Source organism: Mesorhizobium sp. B3-1-7 (genome assembly GCF_006439385.1).
Taxonomy (GTDB): domain Bacteria; phylum Pseudomonadota; class Alphaproteobacteria; order Rhizobiales; family Rhizobiaceae; genus Mesorhizobium.
The window spans coordinates 23,860-44,059 of the sequence record NZ_VFTL01000002.1 but is presented as its reverse complement, the minus strand read 5'-3'; the positions used below and the strand labels follow the sequence as shown (position 1 = coordinate 44,059).

The following is a 20,200-nucleotide window of genomic DNA, read 5'->3' as shown; positions in this document are numbered from 1 at the left end:
CCCTCCTGTCGAAGCGTTGTCTCGTACCCGTGAATCACCCAGGTCGATCATAGGAGATCTCGCATCCATCGGCGAAACACTTCTAGTTTAGCGACGCCTTTTGGAAGTCGGATTTCCGGACCGCTTCGATTGAGCTATGATCTGATTCCGGCGCGCCCACGCCTCCTCCCTCCATCGGGAAGCATCGTTCATGCAGGGCAATTCACATCCAACCAACTGTTCGAGCGCCAGGCATAAGGAGGGGTTGTCGAGACTGCTCGCGGCAGGAGGTTTTCGATGCGGCTTTCCGCACCCGTCTATCATCTGAAACGCCAGGCGAGGCTCCTCTCCCGCCGGGAAAATGTTCCGCTCCATCAGGCGCTCGACCGCGTTGCCGTCAAGGAAGGCTTTGCCAGCTGGAGCCTGCTTGCGGCCAAGGCCGCCGAGGCCGCGCCCGGCGACAGCTTGCTGAGGCGGCTGATCCCCGGCGACATGGTTCTCGTGGCGGCGCGGCCAGGCCAGGGCAAGACGCTGATGAGCCTCGATCTCGCCGTGGCGGCCATGAAGCAAGGCAGTCGCGCCGTGTTCTTCACACTGGAATACATGCATGCCGACATTCTCGACCGGTTCCGCGACATCGGGATCGACCCGGCCGATTTCAATCACCTGTTCGATTTCGACAATTCCGACGCCATAAGCGCCAGTTACATCGTCGAGAGGTTGCGGTCGGCGCCGCGCGGCACGCTGGCGGTCATCGACTATCTGCAACTGCTCGACCAGAAGCGGGAGAATCCCGAGCTCATGGTCCAGATCCGCGCCTTGAGGTCGTTTGCCCGGGAACGGGGACTGGTGCTGGTCTTCATCTCGCAGGTCGACAGGTCCTATGATTCCTCCGGGAGACCGTTCCCGGGTATCGGCGATATCCGGCTGCCGAACCCGCTCGACATGTCACTGTTCGACAAGGCCTGTTTCCTGAACAAGGGCGAAATCCGGTTTCAGGCGACTTGAGGGCGATCCGTGTCGCGGCTATGCCGGTCTCGACAGGGAAGCGAGCCATGATCGAAATCGTCAAACCCGCGCTCGAACATTTGCCTTCCTACAAGGCGGCGCTGGAGCGCGGGTGGTCGCCCGACAATGTGCGGCTGCTCGAAGCGACGCGCGAGCAACTCGAGGCGATCGAGAAAGATCCCGTCACCTTTCTCGCCGGCCTTGACGACCCCGAAGCGAAGGGGCCGCCCATCACCTTGCCCGACGGCACGACCGTGCCGCGCCTACCGGGCTTCCGGCGCTGGATCTGGGATGGCGAGGCCGCCGGCTCGATCGGTTTTCGCTGGCAGAAGGGCACGTCGGCGCTGCCCTCGCATGTGCTTGGCCATATCGGCTATGCGGTTGTGCCGTGGAAGCGGAGCCGAGGCTATGCCACCGAAGCGTTGCGGCTGATGCTGGACGAGGCGAAGGCGGTCGGGCTCGACCATGTCGAGATCACCGCGAAGCCGGGCAATCCGGCCTCGCACAAGGTCATCACAGCCAATGGCGGCAAGCTCGTCGGCCGCTTCTTCGAGGACGCCGCCTATGGCGGCGCGGAGAGCCTCAAGTTCCGCATCGACCTTTGAAGGTTACTCGCCGGGCCTGGCCAGCCTTCCTTCTTCCGCCTTGTGGTAGAACTGGCTTGCGACGAGCCAGCCTTTGAGCGGCCTGAGCGGCGGGATGCAGGTCGCAAGAACGATCGGGATCGAAACGAAAGCGTGGAACCACATGGAGGGCTCGAAAGTCACCTGCGCCCAGACGGCGAACAGCACCGAAGGCACACAGGCAAAGCAGATGACGAAGAACGCCGGGCCGTCGGCTGGATCGGCAAAGGAATAGTCGAGCCCGCAGACATCGCATTTCGGAGCCAGTTTCAAGAATCCCTCGAACAGGTGGCCCTCGCCGCAACGCGGGCAACGGCCACGGATTCCTACCTGCCAAGGTACCAGACGTGGATAATGCGCCAGGTCTTCCATGATCGTCGCTCCAATGGACCCCGCGTGTGGGTCGGTGCAGGCCTTGAGGTCTCGGATGCATACATATATCATACTTGTATGCATACAATGCGACAAAATGCATGGATTGGCTATACGTGACGGACGAAAGCGACATCGGCTGGCTCCCGGTTCTGGAGGCAGGGCCGCGACCGGTCTATCTGAAGATCGTCGACGCCCTTACGGATGCCCGCTCGAACGGCCGGTTGCAGCCTGGCGACAGGTTGCCGCCGCAGCGGGAACTCGCAAGGCTGCTGGGGGTCGATCTCACGACGGTCACGCGGGCGTTTTCCGAAGCCAGGCGCAGGAACCTCATCGACGCGAAGGCGGGCCGGGGCACCTTCGTCACGCCGGGCGAGCCGGAAGAGCCTGTCCTCGATCTCAGCATGAACATTCCGCCGGCACCGGCCGGCCTCAACCTGCCGGCCTTGATCAGGACGGGCATCGAGGGATTGCTCAAGCGCTCCAGCGCCGAAGCGCTGCTTTCCTACCATCCCGGTCCGGGCTCGCCCGTGGAGCGCGCCGTCGGCTCGTCGTGGCTTGCCGAAACGGGGGACAGGTTGCCGGTCGACAGGGTCGTTGTCGGCTCGGGCGCGCAGGCGCTGCTCACGGCCGTCGTCCTGTCTCAGACCCGCGAGGGCGATACGATCCTTGCCGATGCGCTGACCTATCCCGGGCTGATCGCGCTGGCCAAGGCCGCGCGCCGCAAGCTCGCCGCTGTCGCAAACGATGGCGAGGGCATGCGGCCGGACGATCTCGAAGAGGCGGCGCGACGGCATGGCGCCCGTATCCTCTACCTCAATCCGACGCTTCAAAATCCGACCGCATCCGTCATGCCGGAGGGCCGGCGGCGCGAACTCGCCCGCATGGCCGAAAAACTCGAGCTGACCATCATCGAGGACGATCCCTACAGAAGGTTGCTCGCCGCACCGCCGCAGGCCTTTCTGAATCTGGCGCCGGAGCGGACCTTCCATGTCGCGACATTGGCGAAATGCATCTCACCTTTCCTGCGCACGGCCTTCCTGGCGGCGCCCGATCCGCAAGCCGCCGAGCGGATCGCCACAGCGATACGCGGCACGACGATGATGGCGCCGCCGCTGATGACGGGCCTTGCCTGCGAGTGGCTGCGCAGCGGTCTTGCCGAGGAGATCACCGCCGCCGTGCGCGCCGAAGCGCAGGCCAGGCAAGAGATCGCGCGCAACATCCTGCCCGAGGGTTTTGTGGCATCGGAGTCCGGCTTGCATCTATGGTATCCGCTGGAGAGCCAGTTGCGCTCGGAAGAGCTCGCTGGCACCGCCCGCCGCCGAGGGCTAGCCATCAGCCCCGCGGAAGAGTTCGCCGTCGGGCAGGAGTTTCCCAACGGCTTTCGCCTGGCGCTGGGCGCCACCCCTAATCGGGAACGGTTGAAGGAAGGCCTTCAAGGCCTGGCTTCCATTCTTTCGGGAACTGCGGACCCTTCGCGGCCAAAAGTCTGAGGCAAGCGAAAGCCTGCTATTCAGCCGCCGCCGGCAGCGGCGGGATCGCGCGGCTGCGCCACTCCCAGGCCTGCGAGGCGACAGCTACCACCACCGCCACCAGCATCGCCAAGGCGCCGGCAAGCGGCAGGCTGCGATAGCCGTAGCCGGCATTGAGCATCGCCGCGCCCAGCGAGGCGGCCAGCGCAATGCCGACATTGAAGCCGGACGGAATCAGCGAAGAGGCGAGGTTGGAGGCATCGGCCGTCCAGGCGAGGATGCGTGTCTGGATCGGCGCGCCGATGGCGAAGTTGAGACCGCCCCAGATGACGATGGCCGCGATCATCGGCACCGGGTAGGGGCTGACAAGATGGATGATGCCCAGCGCCACCGCCTGCAGGGCAAGCATGACGATGAGCGACGGCATCAGCTTCCAGTCGGCGAGCTTGCCGCCGACCAGAACGCCGATCGTGGCGCCGACGCCGTTGAGCAAAAGCACAAAGGGGATCAGGCTCTCGTCGAGGCCAGTCACTTCAAGCAGCATAGGCGTGATGTAGGTGAACAGCGCAAACTGGCCGATCATCAGCATCAGCATCAGGATCAGCGACGTCCAGACCTGTTGGCGGGCGAGCACACGGACTTCGCGCGCCAGCCCGGCTGGCCGATTGGCGGCGCCCGCCGTTCGCGGCAGCAGCGCCAGCATGGCGAGGATCGCCATGCTGCCCAGCGCGCCCATTACCCAGAAGGTCGCGCGCCAACCCCACAGGCTGCCGATCGCCGTTCCCGCCGGCACGCCGATGACATTGGAGACCGTCAGCCCCGAGAGAATGACCGCGACCGCCCGGCCGCGCTGGTCCTCGCGCACCAGGCTGACCGCAACCACCATGGCGACGCCGAAATAGCAGCCATGCGCCACGGCAGTCGCGATACGCAGCAGAAGCATCGAGGTGAAATCGGGCGCCAGCGCGCAGGCCGCCTGACCAAGGGTGAAGGCGATCGTCAGCCCGATCAGCAGCGTCTTGCGCGAGATCTTGCCGGTGGCCAAAGCCAGCAGCGGGCCGCCGATGGCAATGCCGCAGGCATAGCCGGAGACGAGATAGCCTGCGGTCGGCACCGAAACGCCGAGGCCCTGCGCCACCTCGGGCAGCACGCCGGCGATGACGAATTCGGTGGTGCCGAAGGCGAAGGCGGCAAGGAAAAGGGCAATCAGCGGCAGCATGGTTCAAAACATATGCGAGGAATGCATGGCCTCAAACCACGCTCGGGCGGGCGCGGCAATGCAGAAATTGGCGATGGCGCTTTAGCTTTTCTTGACTGGACCGATCGAAGCCGGCCTGTCGAGTATCGCCCGAAAGCCGCTTCACACTTTTCGGCATCATGCTCTACGCCGCCGTTTTGCGTCCATACGGGATCTTCAGCCAGGCCCGTTCATGCAGGTAGTAGAGCAGCGACTTGGTGACGACTTCGGTGAGCCCGATGGTGGCCGCGAGCTTGATGCTGCCGGTCACCACAAGCGATATGATCATCGTGTCGATCGTGCCGGTGACGCGCCAGGAGAGCGCCTTGGCGAAGCTGCGCGAATGCGTGTCCATCGACGGATCGTCCTCTTAACAGGTCCCTCAGGCGATCCTTAGCCGACGGAAGCGAGGATGAGCAAAGATTAATTTTTCGGCTGCCTTCGATAACCTCAGCTGGCCTTCAGCCGCGAGCCGCCAAGCAGGCCGCGCTCCTCCAGCACCGGATAGGCAATGGAGGCAAGCAGCGAGTTGATCTGCTTCAGGTCGCGGATCGTGTCGAGGTGGATCGAGCTCGTCTCGACGCTCTTGGCGGTGCCTTCGCGCAGGCGCACGAAATGGCTGGCGCTGGTTTCTTTCTCGCGTTCGCGCAGCAGATCCTTTTCCAGCACCAATTGCCTGGCGGTTTCCGGATCGCGCGAGACCAGAACATTGAAGGCAAGGCGCGCATTGGCAAGCACGGAGGAATGGAAAGCGCAAAGTTCCTGCCAGCCTTCCGGCGTGAATTCCAGGCCGCGCTCCAGCTTCTTCCTGACATGCACCAGCATGTTGCGCACGATGATGTCGCCGACCTGCTCAAGCTTGACGCAAGCGCCGATCAGCTCCTGGCACCGCAATGCCTCGTCCTCGGTCAGCGGATTCCTGGTGATCTTGGCGAGATAGAGCTTGATCGCGGCATGCTTCCTGTCGACGCGGTCGTCGAGCGCGGCAAGCGCCTTGATCTTGGCGGGGTCGGCATCCTCGTAAAGCTCGATGATGCGCTTCAGCATGATTTCGACGATTTCGCAGACCCGCACCACCTCACGCGTCGCGTTGGCCAGCGCCTGGCTCGGCGTATCGAGGGCGCTCTCGTTCAGCGCCGACAGCTCGACGATCTCGAGCGCGGCGGCCGGCTGAGGCTTGCTGCCCAGCGCCACGATCCTTTCGGAAGCGCGGTAGACGAGGCCGGCCAGCGGCAGTCCGGCCAGCAGGATCAGCACGTTGAACAGGATGTGGGCGTTGACGATCTGATCCGGCGCGGTCTTGCCGAGGAAGGCGACATCCGGTTTGAAGGCCATGATCAGCACCAGCATGATCAGCGAGCCGAGGCCGCGCATCAAGAGATTGCCGATCGGCACGATGCGCACCTCCGGTGGCGCCGACCGCGTCAGCATCGGCGCGATGAGCGACGAGCCAAGGTTGACGCCAAGCACCAGCACCACGCCGAGCTCCGGCGTGATCAGCCCGCGGCCCGCCAGCGTCGCCATCAGCAGCACCGCGGCAATGCTGGACTGGAACAGCCAGGTGACCAGCGCGGCCAGGAGATAGGTGGTGATGGAGTCGCCCGAGAAATAGTTGATGATCAGCGGCATCAACTGGCTGTTGCGCAGCGGCTCCGACGCCTGACCGATCATCTCCAGCGACAGGATCAGCAGGCCAACGCCGATCAGGATACGGCCCAGCTGCCGCCAATCGCGCCGCTCGGTGGCCATGAACATGACTGTGCCCGCGATCAGGCAGAGCGGCACCAAGAGCGTGAGGTCGAAGGTGAGCAGCTTGGCCACCAGCGCCGAACCGATCTCAGCGCCGCGCACTGCCAATTGCCCGGCGGCGCCCGAAACGATGCCGGCTCCGGCGAATGAGCCGACCAGCAGCGTCACCGCGGTCGAGCTCTGCAGCGCGACCGCCAGCCCACAGCCGGCCAGCACCGCCATGACCGGATTGCGCATGGTGGCGCGCAGCCTGTGGCGCAGCACGTCGCCATAGGCGCGCTCGACGCCTGTCTTGACCATGCGGGTGGCGAACAGCATCAGCGCCACCGCGCCGGCAAGGTGCAGGAGGACGACGGAGCCGCTCAAGGCCGACCTCGCAAGGTGGCTCTGGCAATGCGTGGAGGAGGACGAATCTCAATCATTTCAATGCGTGGAAATATACCAATTAAGATTAGCCGAATAATATATTTTTCTGATGCGATGATAGTCTCGGCTCGACGGCGCATGTCGGAAATGAATGGCGGAAACATTGGTTGCATGCGCCTGGCGACTGCGCCTTCGATCGGAATGAAGCGATGCCGGGACGGCACGACCGGCGCGATCCAAAGCCTTGTTGAAGCAGGCTCTGCAAGCATCGGAAACCATTACAGAATTGTAATTTTCATGTTCAGTTTCAGTTCATCCATTGGCGGCTATTCCTCTGCCTATCGACAACAAGGAGTACTGACCATGAAGCGTCTCATACTTTCCGCCGTCACCGCCTCGATGCTGGCCGCCTCGGCCTTCTCCGGCCAGGCCGCGCCGCTCGCCCAGCCGAGCGCGCCGCAGTCGAATTACACGCAAGTCGACTGGCAGAAGCCCGGCAGGCATGTCGACAAGCGCGTCATCGTCAAGAAGAAGGTGGTAAAGCGCAGCCATTGGCGCAACGGCCAGCGCTATTCCAACTGGAAACGTCACCAGGCGGTCCGCGACTGGAATCGCCATGGCCTGCGCCGCCCCGGCCCCGGCCAGGAGTGGATCCGCGTCGGCAACGACTACGTGCTGGTCAGCATCCTTTCCGGCATCATCTTTGGCGCGATCGCCGCGCAGTAATCCACGGCAATCCCGAAATTCAGAAGGCGGCCGCCCGGCCGCCTTCTTTTCGTCTGTGAAAAGCGGGTACGATGGGCCGGACGGAGTCGCCGTGCCCGGGCGGCTTGATTATATGGAGGGCAAACGAGTTTCCCCGATGCGCTTTCCGCCCGCCTTCCTCGACGAGATACGCGACCGCGTGCCGATTTCGCAGGTCATCGGCACCCGCGTCGCGTGGGACAGGAAAAAGACCAACGCGTCGCGCGGCGACTACTGGGCCTGTTGTCCGTTCCACGGCGAGAAAAGCCCGTCCTTCCATTGCGAGGACAAGAAGGGTCGCTACCACTGCTTCGGCTGCTCGGTTTCGGGCGACCATTTCAAGTTCCTCACCGAGCTCGACGGCGTCAGCTTCCCCGAAGCGGTCGAGAAGATCGCCGAGATGGCCGGCGTGCCGATGCCGGTGCGCAACGAACAAGAGGAACGGCGCGAGAAGGAACGCGCCAGCCTGACCGACGTCATGGAAATGGCGACCGCCTTCTTCCAGGAGCGGCTGCAAGGACCGGAGGGTGCCAAGGCCCGCGCCTATCTGCGCGACCGCGGGCTAACGCCGGCGACGCAGCAGTCGTTCCGGCTGGGTTATGCGCCGGACAGCCGCAATGCGCTCAAGGAACATCTTGCCGCCAAGGGCGTGCCGAAGGCCGACATCGAGGCCTGCGGGCTGGTGCGGCATGGCGACGACATCCCGGTCTCCTATGACTGGTTCCGCGACCGCATCATGTTTCCGATCCCGGATTCGCGCGGCAAGATCATCGCCTTTGGTGGGCGGGCACTGGCGCCCGATGCTCCGGCCAAATACATGAATTCGCCGGAGACGGAGCTCTTCCACAAGGGCAATGTGCTCTACAATTTCGCCCGCGCCCGCAAGGCTCTCGCCAAGGGCGGCACGGTGATCGCGGTCGAAGGCTATATGGACGTGATCGCGCTGGCGCAGGCCGGTTTCGAGAACGCCGTGGCGCCGCTCGGCACGGCCCTTACCGAAAACCAGCTCGAGCTGTTGTGGCGCATGGCCGGCGAGCCGGTTCTGTGCTTCGACGGCGACCAGGCGGGGCTGAAGGCGGCATGGCGCGCCGCCGACCTGGCGCTGCCGGCAGTCCAACCTGGACGCTCGGCGCGCTTTGCGCTGCTGCCGGAAGGCAAGGACCCTGACGATCTGGTCAAGGCGGACGGACCGGACGCATTTCGCGCGGTGCTTGCCGATGCGCGACCGCTGGTCGACCTGTTGTGGATGCGCGAGACCGCGGGCGGCGTCTTCGACACGCCGGAGCGTCGGGCGGAACTTGGAAAAAGGCTGCGTGAGCTCGCAAGTCGTATACGCGACGAAAGCACACGCTATCACTACCAACAGGAAATGCGCGAGCGGGAGCTGAGCTTCTTCGGCTCGCAGCGCGGCCCGCGGCAGGGCCGTCAGGATGGCGGACGGCCAGGCGAACGTGGCCAAGGCAAAGCCGCGGCGCCCGGTGGACAGTTCGCCAAGGGCGGAAGCGGGCGCATCGCGATCAGCGAAAGCCTCGGCAAGTCGGCGCTGGTCAAGCGGGGCGAGGGGATGTCGGTGCGCGAGGCGACGATCATCGTGGCGCTGGTCAACCATCCGGCACTGATCGACGAGAATTTCGCGCATGTCGAATTCCTCGACCTCGCCAATTCGGATTTGCTGAAACTCCACGCCGCCATCCTCGACGCGATGGCGCATGACGCGGCCGACGAGCGCGGCGCGGTCATCGCCACCATCGAGCGCGCCGGCTGCGGCGGCATCTGGGAGCGGGCGGTGGAACTGATCAAGCGCGCGCGTCAATGGCCGGCGCTGGAGACCGCGGCGCTCGAGGATGCCCGCGACGCCTTCAACCAGGCGATGCACTTGCAGCGCAGCGCCCGCACATTACATAGAGAGCTGAAACAGGCGCAGGCGGCGCTCGATGCAGACCCTTCGGACGAAAACTTCCGGCATCTCGTCGAGATTCAAGCGCAATTCAACGATGTGCAGGCAACGGAAGCGCTGATCGAAGGGTTTGGCGTTTCATCGGGCAGGGTTGGCCGCGTTTAGGGCCGAATACCTCCATTGGAAGTGAAGTGGAAATGCGCAGCGCGTCGAATCGACGCCTCTAAGTCGGGTAATTGATTCGCTTTTTTCATGCGAATCATGCCAGAGGCGCTTGACCTTCTGGCAGATTGGCGGAATCAGGACGATTCGAAACGTTAACCCGTGCCCCGGCGTCGGCGGGAAATTCGAGCGATGTGAGGCACTGGTGACAACTGGACAGGCAAAGTGCCCGCTCCAGATATCAGGGTTAATCTGGACTTAATGCATGTCGCCCAAAAGTGGAAACCGGTTTGGGACTAGCGACAGGCACAAAACAAAAGCGATGACACGGTTGCCGGACCGGTAAAAAGCGTTCCGATGCGAGCGCATCCGGCATAACCGATCCGACAGTTTACGCGGCTTCGATATTCGGCCGCTTGGAGACGACAAAGAATGGCGACAAAGGAAAAGGAAGAGGTCGAGACCGAACGTGAAGGCGCCACCGATGGCCCTCTGCTCGACCTTTCCGACGATGCTGTCAAGAAGATGATCAAGGCCGCGAAGAAACGCGGCTATGTCACGCTCGACGAGCTCAACGCGGTGCTGCCCTCGGAAGAGACGGATCCGGACCGCATCGAAGATATCAATGCGATGCTCAGCGACATGGGCATCAACGTCGTCGAGGACGACGAGGTGGGCGAGGAGACCGAAGCCGAGCCGGCCGCCGACGCCGAGGAAGACGCCAACGAGCTCGCCGAGCAGACCGGCACCGCCGTCGCCGCCACGACCACCAAGAAAGAGCCGACCGATCGCACCGACGACCCGGTGCGCATGTATCTGCGCGAGATGGGCTCGGTCGAGCTGCTGTCGCGCGAGGGCGAAATCGCGATCGCCAAGCGCATCGAGGCCGGCCGCGAAACGATGATCGCGGGGCTGTGCGAAAGCCCGCTGACCTTCCAGGCCATCATCATCTGGCGCGACGAGCTCAACGAATCGAAGATCCTGCTGCGCGAGATCATCGACCTCGAGGCGACCTATGCCGGCCCCGAGGCCAAGCAGGCGCCCGTGGTCGAACGCGTCGAGGAAGCGCCCAAGCCCGAAGAGAAGCCGCGCGGCCGCGCGGCGGCGCGCGAGGAAGAAGACGACATCACCAATGTCGGCGGCGACACGCGTGGGCTGGAGGAAGAGGAAGACGACGAGGACGAGGCGAGCCTGTCGCTGGCCGCGATGGAAGCGGAACTGCGTCCGCAGGTGATGGAGACGCTCGACGTCATCGCCGACACCTACAAGAAGCTGCGCAAGTTGCAGGACCAGCAGGTCGAGAACCGACTGGCCGCGGCCGGCACGCTCTCGCCCAGCCAGGACCGCCGCCTGAAGGAGCTGAAGGACCAGCTGATCAAGGCGGTGAAGTCGCTGTCGCTCAACGCCGCGCGCATCGAGGCGCTGGTCGAGCAGCTCTACGACATCAACAAGCGCCTGGTGCAGAACGAGGGCAAGCTTTTGCGCCTCGCCGAAAGCTATGGCGTGCGCCGTGAGGAATTCCTCAGGGAGTATCAGGGCTCGGAGCTCGATCCCAACTGGACCCGCTCGATCGCCAACCTGACCTCGCGTGGCTGGAAGGAGTTCACCAAGAACGAGAAGGATGCGATCAAGGAGCTGCGCGCCGAGATCCAGAACCTCGCCACCGAAACGGCGATCTCGATCCTGGAATTCCGCAAGATCGTGAACCAGGTGCAGAAGGGCGAGCGGGAGGCGGCGATCGCGAAGAAGGAAATGGTCGAGGCGAACCTTCGCCTGGTCATCTCCATCGCCAAGAAATACACCAACCGCGGCCTGCAGTTCCTCGACCTGATCCAGGAAGGCAATATCGGCCTGATGAAGGCGGTCGACAAGTTCGAGTACCGCCGCGGCTACAAGTTCTCGACCTACGCCACCTGGTGGATCCGGCAGGCCATCACCCGCTCGATCGCCGACCAGGCGCGCACCATCCGCATTCCGGTGCACATGATCGAGACGATCAACAAGATCGTGCGCACCTCGCGCCAGATGCTGCACGAGATCGGCCGCGAGCCGACGCCGGAGGAACTGGCCGAGAAGCTCGCCATGCCGCTGGAAAAAGTGCGCAAGGTGCTGAAGATCGCCAAGGAGCCGATCTCGCTCGAAACGCCTGTCGGCGACGAGGAGGATTCGCATCTCGGCGACTTCATCGAGGACAAGATGGCGATCCTGCCGATCGACGCGGCGATCCAGGCCAATCTGCGCGAGACGACGACGCGCGTGCTTGCCTCGCTGACGCCGCGCGAGGAACGCGTGCTGCGCATGCGTTTCGGCATCGGCATGAACACCGATCATACGTTGGAAGAAGTCGGCCAGCAGTTCTCGGTCACCCGCGAGCGCATCCGCCAGATCGAGGCGAAGGCGCTGCGCAAGCTCAAGCATCCGAGCAGGTCGCGTAAGCTCAGAAGCTTCCTCGACAGCTGAGCGGAACCAGACATATCAAGATCCAAAGGGCGCCTCCGGCGCCCTTTTTCGTTCCCGGCCGTCTCTCATGCCGGCTTGCCGGCTTTGCCCGACAGGAGGATAATTTCGGGGTCGGATGCATTTATGGGCGACAAAGCCGGATGCCCGCCCCGGCGCCGGTCGTAACGGCCAGGCGTCGAGCTCCGTGGCGCCGGAGGGAGGTGTGCCATGACAACCTACATCGTGCTTATCAACTGGACCGAGCTGGGCGCCAAGAATGTGCGGGAGTCGCCAAAGCGGCTCGATGCCGCCAAGAAGCTGCTGGGGGAAATGGGCGGATCGTTCAAGTCGTTCTATCTGACCATGGGCGAATGCGACATGGTCGCCATCGTCGAAGCGCCGGACGATGCGGTGCTCGCCCGCTTCGCGCTGCTATTGTCGTCGGGCGGCAATGTCAAAACGCGGACGATGAAGGCGTTCCCGGAATTCGCCTATCGCGAAATCATCAGCTCGCTCGGGTAAGGCGACTTACAGCGGTTCACTGTTTCACGGAAACGGTGAACCGCACTAAGTCTTTGTTTTGTCGCAATTTCCGGGCGGAAAACCGCCCACACTTTTCCTGGAATTGCCCTAAGGATCGGCGCGGCTGTTGCGCAGCCGCGCCGTACTCCCGATAGTCGCGCCATGCCCGAGCCGCTGCTCACCGTCTGGTACAACACGCGCTGTCCGGTGTGCGACGCCGGCATCAACCACCAGAAGCGGCGGCTCGCCGAAGCGGTCAAGGCCGGCCGCGTCGAATTTCGCGACATCAATTTCGAACCCGAGGCGCTCTCCGCCTTTGGCGCCTCGCTTGAGGATGTCCGCCGGCGCCTGCACGCGACCGACGCCAGCGGGCTGCTGCTGGTTGGCGCCGACGTGGCGATCGCGGTCTGGCGGATCACGCCGGGCGGGGGATGGCTGGCGAGCTTGTTCGGCAACCCCATCGCGCTGCCGTTGACGCGCTTTGCCTATGACCGTTTCGCGGATGTGCTCTACGCCTGGAACCGACGCAAGGGCCATTGGTAGCGCTCTCGGCCCAGCCATACGAAGACGCATAAGCGGTCTTGGCAGGTCGTAAGATACATCTTAAGATATATCTTGACTCTGCAAGCCGCGCGCCTTACTTACGATGTATCGTAAGATATAACTCAAGGAGCTATCCATGCACAGACACAACCACTTCGGCGAGCGTATGTTCATGCATATGGCCGGCAAATTCGGCGGCCGCGGCGGCGGTGGCTTTGGCCCGTTCGGCCATGGCGGCAGGGGCGGCGGACGCGGCGGCCCGGGCGACATGTTCCGCGCCGGGCGCATGCTGGCCGACGGCGATCTCAAGCTGATCACGCTGTCGCTTTTGGCCGACGCGCCGCGCCACGGCTACGACATCATCAAGGCTCTGGAAGAGCGCACCAGCGGCGTCTACAGCCCGAGCCCGGGCGTGGTCTATCCGACGCTGACCTTCCTGGAGGAGGCGGGCTACGCGGTGTCCTCTAGCGAAGGCAACAAGAAGGTGTTTTCGATCACCGAGGCCGGCAAGGCGCATCTCGAGGAGAATCGCGAGATGATCGACAGCGTGCTCGACCATCTTGAGCGTTTCGGCCGCAAGATGGCCGCGGCGCGCGAATGGTTCGGCTGGGGCGACGACAAGGACGAGGGGCGCCGCGGCCGCTCGGAAACGCGCGACCGGTTCCGCGCGCTGCGCCACCGGCTGCGCGCCGCGCTCGGCGACATCGCCGACGCGCCGGAAGACAAGCAGGCCGAGGCGATCAGCATCCTGGAAGACGCCGCCGAGGCGATCGAGGCCTTGGCTCGTCGCTAAGACATTCTCATATGGAAACTCAAAAGCCCGGATCGCTCCGGGCTTTTGCATTCAGTCCGTGATCGGCAAGGGCAGGGGATTATTCCTTGCCGACATATTCGCTGATCAGCTTCTCGTTGCGCGCCTTCTCGATCTTGGCGGTGGTCTCGGACGCGATCCGCTCGTCGGTGCGGTACTTGACCAGATTCACCAGGCTGCCGGTGAGCAAGAGGACGCCCATCGCCCAATAGCCTTTGGTCGAGAGGTCGACCGGCGCCAGCCACAGCGACAGGGCCAGCATGAAGTAGGCGGCGCCCACCGACACCGTATTGAACAGGATGTAGGTCTGATTGCCGTTCATCGTGGTGTTCCTTTGGTTTGATCCGTTTTGGAAATTTCGGGCTCAGTTCAGCGATTTCAGGCGCGCCAGGACATGCTCAGCGCGCACCTTGGTGGCTGGTCCGTGGCCTGCTTCGGCGAGGCGTTCACGGGTCGCCTCGTGGCGCAGATCGCCGTCGATCTCGTCGAGGATGCCGGCCTCCTCGAACGGGTCGCTGCCGTCCTTGATGCGAGCGAGCAATTCCTCCGCTTCGTTGATGCTCGCCGTGCGGCCGATCGAACGGTTGAGACGGGACTGCGCCTTGCGTTCTGCATCGATCGCACGGGCGGAAATCATGCCCTGGTTGAGATCGATGATACGGCGATGCGCCTGTTCTACGGACAGGCGCATCCGCAAGGTCTTCTCGCCCAGGCTCTTGACCGTGGCGCGGCGGACCTCGCGCTCGTTCTCGAGTTCGGCGATTGCGGAAGCGCCGCCTTCGGCAAGCGCCTGGTTGTTGGCCGAAAGCGCGCTGAGCGTGCGGGTCTCCAGATCGGCGATGCGGCGGTCGAGCTGGTCGAGGCTGGTCTGCTCGGCTCGCTGGCGTACGATCAGCGAGGCGAGCGTCTGCTTGGCGGCGGCAAGGCCCGCCTCCGCGTCGCGGATGCGCTGGGCCAGGAGGTCGATCGCAAAACGATCCTTCAGATTGTCCTCCGCCCGTGCGCTGGCGCCGTCCAGCAATGTCTTGATCAGGCTAAGCATGGTCTTCTCCCTGTTTTCGTGAACGATGTTCACAAACTCAACATAGCAGGGAATGAACATTGTTCAAGGATTATTTTGAACGCTGTTCATGGACCGCCGGACATGGTAAACGCAAGCAAATGGAATGGATTCCGGGCTAGGCTTGCGACTTCGGACATAAGGACAGGAAAGAGCATGGCGCTGGACAAGGAAGAGATGAGCGAGAAGGTGCTCGCCATCGCCGAGGCGCTGCTCAACGAGGGCGGCGCCGAGAACCTGAAAGCGCGCACCATCGCCGAGCAGGCCGGCATTTCCGTCGGATCCGTCTACAACCTCTTTGCCGATCTCGACGAGGTGCACCGCGCCGTCAACATGCGGCTGCTCGACCGGTTGGGCGCGACAGGCCTGGCGGCGATGGCCGATCTCGAAAGGCAAGGGGTGACCGACGTCCAGCATCGCATCCTGGCGATGGCGGCTGCCTATGTGCGCTTCGTCGAGGCGCATCCCGGCAGTTGGCCGGCGGTGCTTGCCTTCAACCGCCGACGCGCGACGCGGCCTGGCCCGGACGCTTATGACGCGCTGCTCGACGCACTCTTCGACATCGTCGCCGGCGTGCTCAAGGCAGGCGATTTCGGCCTCGACGACAAGCGCCGCGCGCTTGCGGCCCGGACCTTGTGGTCAAGCGTGCATGGCATCGTGACCAGCGGCTATGTGGCGAATTCAGACGGCCGGCAGGCCGAAGAGATCTGGCATCAGATCGAGCTTCTTGTCGGCGTTTTCGTCAAGGGGCTGGAACACGGCGGCGCATTCGCGCATGCTGAGACGAAGCCTGCGTGAACAGGGCCTGCGCGAACAGGGAATGCCGTGATTCCTCTTGTGTGGGCGTGAACGGGAGTTTTGAAAAATGTCTTTTCTGAAAAAGCTTTTTGGCGGCAGCGGTAGTGAGGCAACGGAGACCGGCACCGCCAAGCCGGCCAAGCAGGTCGAGCACAAGGGATTCCTGATCAGCGCGACGCCCTACAAGGCCGAAGGCCAGTACCAGACCTGCGGCGTCGTCTCGAAGGAAGTGGACGGCGTGATGAAGGAGCACCGCTTCATCCGCGCCGACCGCTTCGCCGGATTGGACGACGCCGTCGACATCTCGATCAAGAAGGGCATCCAACTCGTCGACGAGCAGGGCGAGCGGATGTTCGGCTGACCGGCGCCCCAGTCAGAACGCGACCTTGTCGCCGCCCTTGAGCTGCAGGATCTGGCGCGCCTCGTCGGGCGTGGCGATCGAGGCGCCGAGGCCTTCGATAATCTGGCGGACCTTGGTCACCTGCTCGGCGCTGGAGCGGGCAAGCTTGCCCTTGCCGATCCACAGCGAATCCTCCAGGCCGACGCGCACATTGCCGCCCAGCGCGATCGCCTGCGTGGCGATCGGCAATTGATGACGGCCGGCGCCCAGCACCGACCAGTGATAGTCGTTGCCGAACAGGCGGTCGGCCGTGCGTTTCATATGGGCGACGTCCTCCGGATGCGTGCCGATGCCGCCGAGGATGCCGAACACGCTCTGGACGAAGAACGGCGCCTTGACCAGGCCGCGCTCGACGAAATGCGCCAGCGTGTAGAGATGGCCGATGTCGTAGCACTCGATCTCGAAGCGCGTGCCGTTGTCGGCGCAGGTGCGCAATATGTGCTCGATGTCGCCAAAGGTGTTGCGGAAGATGCGGTCGCGCGAGGATTCCAGATAAGGCCGCTCCCAATCATGCTCGAAGGTCTTGAAGCGCTCCAGCATCGGAAACAGCGCGAAATTCATCGAGCCCATGTTGAGCGACGCGACCTCGGGCGCGAACACCTTCGCCGGTCGGACGCGCTCCTCCACGCTCATCGTCGCAGCACCCCCGGTGGTGATGTTGACGACGCAGTTGGAGCGCTGCTTGATGACCTGCAGGAAAGGGGCGAACGCCTCTGTCGACTGGTCGGGGCGTCCATCGACCGGATTGCGGGCGTGAAGATGGACGATCGCGGCGCCCGCTTCGGCGGCCTCGATGGCGGCGGTCGCAATCTCCTCGGCCGTCACCGGCAGATGCGGCGACATTGACGGGGTGTGGATCGAGCCGGTTACGGCGCAGGTGATGATGATCTTGTTCTGGTTCGCCACTTTTGATGCCTCGATCTCTTCGCTGTCTGACTGCGCCTATTTCACCGCGCCTTGCGTGATGCCAGAAATGAACTGCTTCGACAGCACGATATAGAGCAGGGTAATCGGCAGCGCCGCCAGTGTCAGCCCGGTGAACAGCACCCCCCAGTCGGTGGTGAATTCGCCGACGAACACGGTCAGCCCTTGCGGCAGTGTCTTCAAATTGTCGGAAGTGATCAGCACCAGCGGGAAGAAAAAGTCGTTCCAGATTGGCACCGCGTTCTGGATCGCCACGATGACCAGCGCCGGCCGCGCCAGCGGCAGCATGATCGACCACATGATGCGGAACTCGCTGGCGCCGTCCATACGGGCGGATTCCTCCAACTCGCGCGGCAAGGTGCGCAGGAAGCCGGTCATGATGAAGACAGCCGAGGGAATGCCCATGGCCACATAGACGAGCACCAGCCCGAGATAGCTGTCGACGAGACCGAGCGTGTCCAATTGGATGAACAGCGGGATGATCGCCAGCTTCAGCGGCACGGTCATGCCGCTCAGGAAGAACATCAGGACCAGCGAGCTCAGCCGGAACCGGTAGCGGGCGATCGCATAGCCGGCGAGCGTGCTGAACAAAAGGATCAGCGCGACCGAGGCCGCGGTGATGCCAACCGAATTTGCCAAATAGCGGACGAAATTGGTCTCGGTCCAAACCTTCTCCAGATTGGCGGTCGAGAAATGCGTCGGCAGCGAGAGCGGCGAGGAAAAGATCTCGGCGTTGGTCTTGAACGACGATGCCACCATGACGAACAGCGGATAGATCATGATCACGGCATTGACCGCCAGCAAGAGCTGGATGGCGCCGTTCCTGATCGTCTCGCCGCGATCCCTCATCACTGCTCGATTTCGCGACGGCGCAGGTAACGCAGGGCGATGGCGGTGACGCCGGCGACGAAGACGAACATCAGCACGGCCAGCGCGCTGCCCTGGCCGAAATCCTGGATGCCGGTGGTCGTGCTGCCGAAGGCCGTGCGGTAGAAATAGAGGCCGAGCACGTCGGTCGAGCCGCCCGGCGAACCGGTCAGGCCCGCCATCACATAAGGGATTTCGAACCAGTTGAAGCTGCCGATGAAGGTCAGGATGGTGACGATGGTGACACTCGGCGCGATCAACGGCCAGACGATCTTCGTCATCAGCGCGTAGTCGCCGGCGCCGTCGAGGCGGGCGGCCTCCAGCACGTCCTTGCTGATGCGCTGCATGCCGGCAAGCAGCACCAGAGTGGGGAAGCCGAGCCAGTGCCAGATGTTGGCGAACAGGATGCTGCCGAGCGCAGTGTTTTCGTTGCCGAGCCACGGAATGGCGCCGACGCCGACCAGGCCAAGGAGCTGGTTCACCAGCCCGAACAGGGGATGCAGGAACAGCTTCCACAGGAAGCCGACGATCACCGCCGACAGCACCACCGGCAGGAAGACGATGACCTGATGGACGCGATGGCCCGGCAGCGCCTTGAGCAGCGCGAAGGCGATCAGGAAAGCAGTGCCGTTCTCGAAGACCATCAGCGCCAGAAAGGCGACGACGTTGTGCTTCAGCGCATTGTAAGTCCAGTCGCTATATGGCTTTTCGAACAGGACCTCGCGGAAATTTTCGAAACCGATGAAGCCGGACGGACGCAGGCCGTTGAACTCATAGAAGGCGAAGCGGAAGGCCGACAGGAGCGGCCACAGCACGAACAGCACCATGACCACCAGCGCCGGCGTCAGCAGCGCGGCAATCCAGAGCGACCGGCGCCACGGAAAAGGTCTTTCGGTGTGGCGCCAGCCGTCCGTCATCTCACTTGCCCTGGAACTCACTGGCCCTGGAACGGCTTGTACCATTTGGCGAGGCCGTCGGTGATGTCGGCGGCGAGTTGGTCTGGCGTGATCGATCCGGACATCATCTTGGTGATGTCACCCTGCAGCAGCTCCGATCCCGTCGGCTTCTCGAAGCGGAAATAGACGACATTGATATGCGGCATCGCCGTCTCGTTCAACTTGGCGACATGCGACAAGAGTTCGTCCTTGATGACGACGCCCTTGATCGGCGAGATGTTGCCGAGCAAGGCCGAGAACTTGTCGCCGAACTCCTTGGTGCCCATCCAGTTGACTAGCTTGAGCGCCGCTTCCTTGTTGGCCGACTTGGAATTGACCGCGTAGCCGCCGTCGAAGAATTTCGTGGCTTGCGGCGTGTCGCCGGCCTTGGCCATTGGCGGGGCGACGAAGTCCATGTTGATGGCGGGGTTCTGCGACCGGTAGGTGGCGATGTCGAAGCTGCCGCCGGCGAGCATCGCCGCCTTGCCGCTCAGGAACAGCTGGCCGGCCGTCTCATAGTCGATGCCTTCGAAGCCTTCGGGCATATAGGGCCGCAGTTCGAGCAGCTTGCCAAGTGCCGCGACATAGCGCGGGTCCTTGAAGGTGGTCTTGCCGCTGGTCAGGTCGCTGACGAAGTCCTGGCCAAGGAACGGGTTGGTGAAGATGGCCACGAACATCTCGTTGAACCAGCTGGTGCCCATGCCGTTAGCCAAGGGATAGATGCCCTTTTCCTTCAGCGCCTTGCTGACGGCGATGAACTCATCCCAGGTGGTCGGCGGCGTCAGGCCGGCCTTGGCGAAGACGTCCTTGTTGATGAACAGGCCAAGCGTCTGCGAGGCGAAGGGCAGCGAATAGACCTTCTTGTCGGCGCGGTAGGTGCCGGACACTAGCGCATCCGCCGGCTGGTTGGCGAGCGAGGGCACGGTGCTCATGTCGAGCGGCTCGAAATAACCGGCCTTCACGAATTGCTCGAGCCAGCCATAGGCATGGGTGTGGATGACGTCGCCGCCCTTGCCGCCGGCCAACGCCGTCGAGACGATGGTCGGATAATTCTCGTCCGGGAAGGACTCGAACTTCACGTGGATGTCCGGATTGGCCTTGGTGAAGTCGGCGAAGAGCTCGTTGTAGGCGGCCTTGTCTTCCTGGCGCCAGGTCCAGAACGAGATGTCGGCGGCGTGCGCCAGACTTGTTGCGAATCCCCATGCGAAAGAGGCGGCCGCGAGGGCCAGGCCGATCCTTCTCCTGCTCATTTTCCCGATCTCCCATTCAGCGCTTCATGCGCTTTGACGCGA

Annotated in this window: 21 protein-coding genes; 11 read left to right on the top strand and 10 right to left on the bottom strand. The window is 63.3% G+C overall.

Features of this window, described 5'->3' with window-relative positions; genetic code table 11:
- Window positions 1-276: 276 nt before the first annotated feature.
- Window positions 277-987: a DNA helicase gene (locus FJ417_RS02005; RefSeq protein WP_140782289.1), complete on the top strand. Its 711-nt coding sequence runs from the start codon at window positions 277-279 to the stop codon at window positions 985-987.
- A 47-nt stretch (window positions 988-1,034) separates the two neighbouring features.
- The gene (locus FJ417_RS02000) at window positions 1,035-1,592 is read left to right on the top strand and encodes a GNAT family N-acetyltransferase (RefSeq protein WP_140782288.1); all 558 of its coding nucleotides are present in this window, start codon (window positions 1,035-1,037) and stop codon (window positions 1,590-1,592) included.
- Between the two features lie 3 nt (window positions 1,593-1,595).
- On the opposite strand, the gene FJ417_RS01995 is transcribed toward FJ417_RS02000, so the two are convergent.
- Window positions 1,596-1,982 (bottom strand): DUF983 domain-containing protein, encoded by a 387-nt coding sequence (locus tag FJ417_RS01995; RefSeq protein ID WP_140640688.1) that lies wholly within the window; start codon window positions 1,980-1,982, stop codon window positions 1,596-1,598.
- Window positions 1,983-2,098: 116 nt separating this feature from the next.
- On the opposite strand from FJ417_RS01995, the gene FJ417_RS01990 reads away from it, so the two are divergent.
- The gene (locus FJ417_RS01990; protein ID WP_181183137.1) at window positions 2,099-3,475 is read left to right on the top strand and encodes a PLP-dependent aminotransferase family protein; all 1,377 of its coding nucleotides are present in this window, start codon (window positions 2,099-2,101) and stop codon (window positions 3,473-3,475) included.
- A gap of 16 nt (window positions 3,476-3,491) precedes the next feature.
- On the opposite strand, the gene FJ417_RS01985 is transcribed toward FJ417_RS01990, so the two are convergent.
- The 3 genes from FJ417_RS01985 to FJ417_RS01975 all read right to left on the bottom strand — a co-directional run bounded on the left by FJ417_RS01985 (window position 3,492) and on the right by FJ417_RS01975 (window position 6,806).
- Complete coding sequence (locus FJ417_RS01985; protein ID WP_140782286.1) at window positions 3,492-4,673, bottom strand: MFS transporter; 1,182 nt, start codon at window positions 4,671-4,673, stop codon at window positions 3,492-3,494.
- 163 nt (window positions 4,674-4,836) lie between these two features.
- Window positions 4,837-5,046, bottom strand: a complete 210-nt coding sequence (locus tag FJ417_RS01980; RefSeq protein WP_140640682.1) for a DUF2061 domain-containing protein — start codon at window positions 5,044-5,046, stop codon at window positions 4,837-4,839.
- A gap of 95 nt (window positions 5,047-5,141) precedes the next feature.
- Window positions 5,142-6,806 (bottom strand): Na/Pi cotransporter family protein, encoded by a 1,665-nt coding sequence (locus FJ417_RS01975; protein WP_140782285.1) that lies wholly within the window; start codon window positions 6,804-6,806, stop codon window positions 5,142-5,144.
- Between the two features lie 363 nt (window positions 6,807-7,169).
- On the opposite strand from FJ417_RS01975, the gene FJ417_RS01970 reads away from it, so the two are divergent.
- The 6 genes from FJ417_RS01970 to FJ417_RS01945 all read left to right on the top strand — a co-directional run bounded on the left by FJ417_RS01970 (window position 7,170) and on the right by FJ417_RS01945 (window position 13,906).
- Entirely contained in the window at window positions 7,170-7,532 is a 363-nt protein-coding gene (locus FJ417_RS01970; RefSeq protein WP_140703764.1) for an RcnB family protein, read from the top strand.
- A 136-nt stretch (window positions 7,533-7,668) separates the two neighbouring features.
- Complete coding sequence (gene dnaG, locus FJ417_RS01965) at window positions 7,669-9,612, top strand: DNA primase (RefSeq protein ID WP_140782284.1); 1,944 nt, start codon at window positions 7,669-7,671, stop codon at window positions 9,610-9,612.
- 429 nt (window positions 9,613-10,041) lie between these two features.
- Window positions 10,042-12,069: an RNA polymerase sigma factor RpoD gene (rpoD, locus tag FJ417_RS01960; protein ID WP_140640674.1), complete on the top strand. Its 2,028-nt coding sequence runs from the start codon at window positions 10,042-10,044 to the stop codon at window positions 12,067-12,069.
- 207 nt (window positions 12,070-12,276) lie between these two features.
- Window positions 12,277-12,570, top strand: coding sequence for a GYD domain-containing protein (locus FJ417_RS01955; RefSeq protein ID WP_140640672.1), 294 nt, complete (start codon window positions 12,277-12,279; stop codon window positions 12,568-12,570).
- Between the two features lie 162 nt (window positions 12,571-12,732).
- Window positions 12,733-13,113 (top strand): DCC1-like thiol-disulfide oxidoreductase family protein, encoded by a 381-nt coding sequence (locus tag FJ417_RS01950; protein ID WP_181183136.1) that lies wholly within the window; start codon window positions 12,733-12,735, stop codon window positions 13,111-13,113.
- 136 nt (window positions 13,114-13,249) lie between these two features.
- Window positions 13,250-13,906, top strand: coding sequence for a PadR family transcriptional regulator (locus tag FJ417_RS01945; RefSeq protein ID WP_140653791.1), 657 nt, complete (start codon window positions 13,250-13,252; stop codon window positions 13,904-13,906).
- A gap of 79 nt (window positions 13,907-13,985) precedes the next feature.
- On the opposite strand, the gene FJ417_RS01940 is transcribed toward FJ417_RS01945, so the two are convergent.
- Both FJ417_RS01940 and FJ417_RS01935 read right to left on the bottom strand, forming a co-directional pair.
- A complete protein-coding gene (locus FJ417_RS01940) occupies window positions 13,986-14,246 on the bottom strand; it encodes a YiaA/YiaB family inner membrane protein (protein ID WP_140782283.1) in 261 nt (86 codons plus the stop codon).
- A 42-nt stretch (window positions 14,247-14,288) separates the two neighbouring features.
- Window positions 14,289-14,966, bottom strand: a complete 678-nt coding sequence (locus FJ417_RS01935; protein WP_140782282.1) for a PspA/IM30 family protein — start codon at window positions 14,964-14,966, stop codon at window positions 14,289-14,291.
- A 174-nt stretch (window positions 14,967-15,140) separates the two neighbouring features.
- On the opposite strand from FJ417_RS01935, the gene FJ417_RS01930 reads away from it, so the two are divergent.
- Entirely contained in the window at window positions 15,141-15,782 is a 642-nt protein-coding gene (locus FJ417_RS01930; RefSeq protein ID WP_140782281.1) for a TetR/AcrR family transcriptional regulator, read from the top strand.
- Window positions 15,783-15,849: 67 nt separating this feature from the next.
- Window positions 15,850-16,143 (top strand): HlyU family transcriptional regulator, encoded by a 294-nt coding sequence (locus FJ417_RS01925; protein ID WP_140782280.1) that lies wholly within the window; start codon window positions 15,850-15,852, stop codon window positions 16,141-16,143.
- 12 nt (window positions 16,144-16,155) lie between these two features.
- Here the strand turns inward: FJ417_RS01925 and FJ417_RS01920 are convergent, their stop codons facing one another.
- From FJ417_RS01920 to FJ417_RS01905, 4 genes are read right to left on the bottom strand one after another with little or no spacing between them, the layout of a single operon-like run.
- Window positions 16,156-17,088, bottom strand: a complete 933-nt coding sequence (locus tag FJ417_RS01920; RefSeq protein WP_040989481.1) for a 3-keto-5-aminohexanoate cleavage protein — start codon at window positions 17,086-17,088, stop codon at window positions 16,156-16,158.
- 36 nt (window positions 17,089-17,124) lie between these two features.
- The gene (locus FJ417_RS01915; protein ID WP_140640658.1) at window positions 17,125-17,955 is read right to left on the bottom strand and encodes a carbohydrate ABC transporter permease; all 831 of its coding nucleotides are present in this window, start codon (window positions 17,953-17,955) and stop codon (window positions 17,125-17,127) included.
- Complete coding sequence (locus FJ417_RS01910) at window positions 17,955-18,890, bottom strand: sugar ABC transporter permease (protein ID WP_140640656.1); 936 nt, start codon at window positions 18,888-18,890, stop codon at window positions 17,955-17,957. Before FJ417_RS01910 ends, FJ417_RS01915 begins: the two co-directional genes overlap by 1 nt.
- Window positions 18,891-18,907: 17 nt before the next feature.
- On the bottom strand, window positions 18,908-20,158 hold the full coding sequence (locus tag FJ417_RS01905; RefSeq protein WP_140640654.1) for an extracellular solute-binding protein: 1,251 nt from the start codon (window positions 20,156-20,158) through the stop codon (window positions 18,908-18,910).
- Window positions 20,159-20,200 lie beyond the last annotated feature (42 nt).

Excerpts from the sequence above, each read along its gene's own strand:
- FJ417_RS01905 (WP_140640654.1), bottom strand. The coding sequence starts at position 20,158 with ATGAGCAGGAGAAGGATCGGCCTGGCCCTCGCGGCCGCCTCTTTCGCA.
- rpoD (WP_140640674.1), top strand. The coding sequence starts at position 10,042 with ATGGCGACAAAGGAAAAGGAAGAGGTCGAGACCGAACGTGAAGGCGCC.
- FJ417_RS01945 (WP_140653791.1), top strand. The coding sequence starts at position 13,250 with ATGCACAGACACAACCACTTCGGCGAGCGTATGTTCATGCATATGGCC.
- FJ417_RS02000 (WP_140782288.1), top strand. The coding sequence starts at position 1,035 with ATGATCGAAATCGTCAAACCCGCGCTCGAACATTTGCCTTCCTACAAG.
- FJ417_RS01995 (WP_140640688.1), bottom strand. The coding sequence starts at position 1,982 with ATGGAAGACCTGGCGCATTATCCACGTCTGGTACCTTGGCAGGTAGGA.
- FJ417_RS02005 (WP_140782289.1), top strand. The coding sequence starts at position 277 with ATGCGGCTTTCCGCACCCGTCTATCATCTGAAACGCCAGGCGAGGCTC.
- FJ417_RS01955 (WP_140640672.1), top strand. The coding sequence starts at position 12,277 with ATGACAACCTACATCGTGCTTATCAACTGGACCGAGCTGGGCGCCAAG.
- FJ417_RS01925 (WP_140782280.1), top strand. The coding sequence starts at position 15,850 with ATGTCTTTTCTGAAAAAGCTTTTTGGCGGCAGCGGTAGTGAGGCAACG.
- FJ417_RS01985 (WP_140782286.1), bottom strand. The coding sequence starts at position 4,673 with ATGCTGCCGCTGATTGCCCTTTTCCTTGCCGCCTTCGCCTTCGGCACC.
- FJ417_RS01935 (WP_140782282.1), bottom strand. The coding sequence starts at position 14,966 with ATGCTTAGCCTGATCAAGACATTGCTGGACGGCGCCAGCGCACGGGCG.
- FJ417_RS01970 (WP_140703764.1), top strand. The coding sequence starts at position 7,170 with ATGAAGCGTCTCATACTTTCCGCCGTCACCGCCTCGATGCTGGCCGCC.
- FJ417_RS01980 (WP_140640682.1), bottom strand. The coding sequence starts at position 5,046 with ATGGACACGCATTCGCGCAGCTTCGCCAAGGCGCTCTCCTGGCGCGTC.
- FJ417_RS01940 (WP_140782283.1), bottom strand. The coding sequence starts at position 14,246 with ATGAACGGCAATCAGACCTACATCCTGTTCAATACGGTGTCGGTGGGC.
- dnaG (WP_140782284.1), top strand. The coding sequence starts at position 7,669 with ATGCGCTTTCCGCCCGCCTTCCTCGACGAGATACGCGACCGCGTGCCG.
- FJ417_RS01950 (WP_181183136.1), top strand. The coding sequence starts at position 12,733 with ATGCCCGAGCCGCTGCTCACCGTCTGGTACAACACGCGCTGTCCGGTG.
- FJ417_RS01930 (WP_140782281.1), top strand. The coding sequence starts at position 15,141 with ATGGCGCTGGACAAGGAAGAGATGAGCGAGAAGGTGCTCGCCATCGCC.
- FJ417_RS01915 (WP_140640658.1), bottom strand. The coding sequence starts at position 17,955 with ATGAGGGATCGCGGCGAGACGATCAGGAACGGCGCCATCCAGCTCTTG.
- FJ417_RS01910 (WP_140640656.1), bottom strand. The coding sequence starts at position 18,890 with ATGACGGACGGCTGGCGCCACACCGAAAGACCTTTTCCGTGGCGCCGG.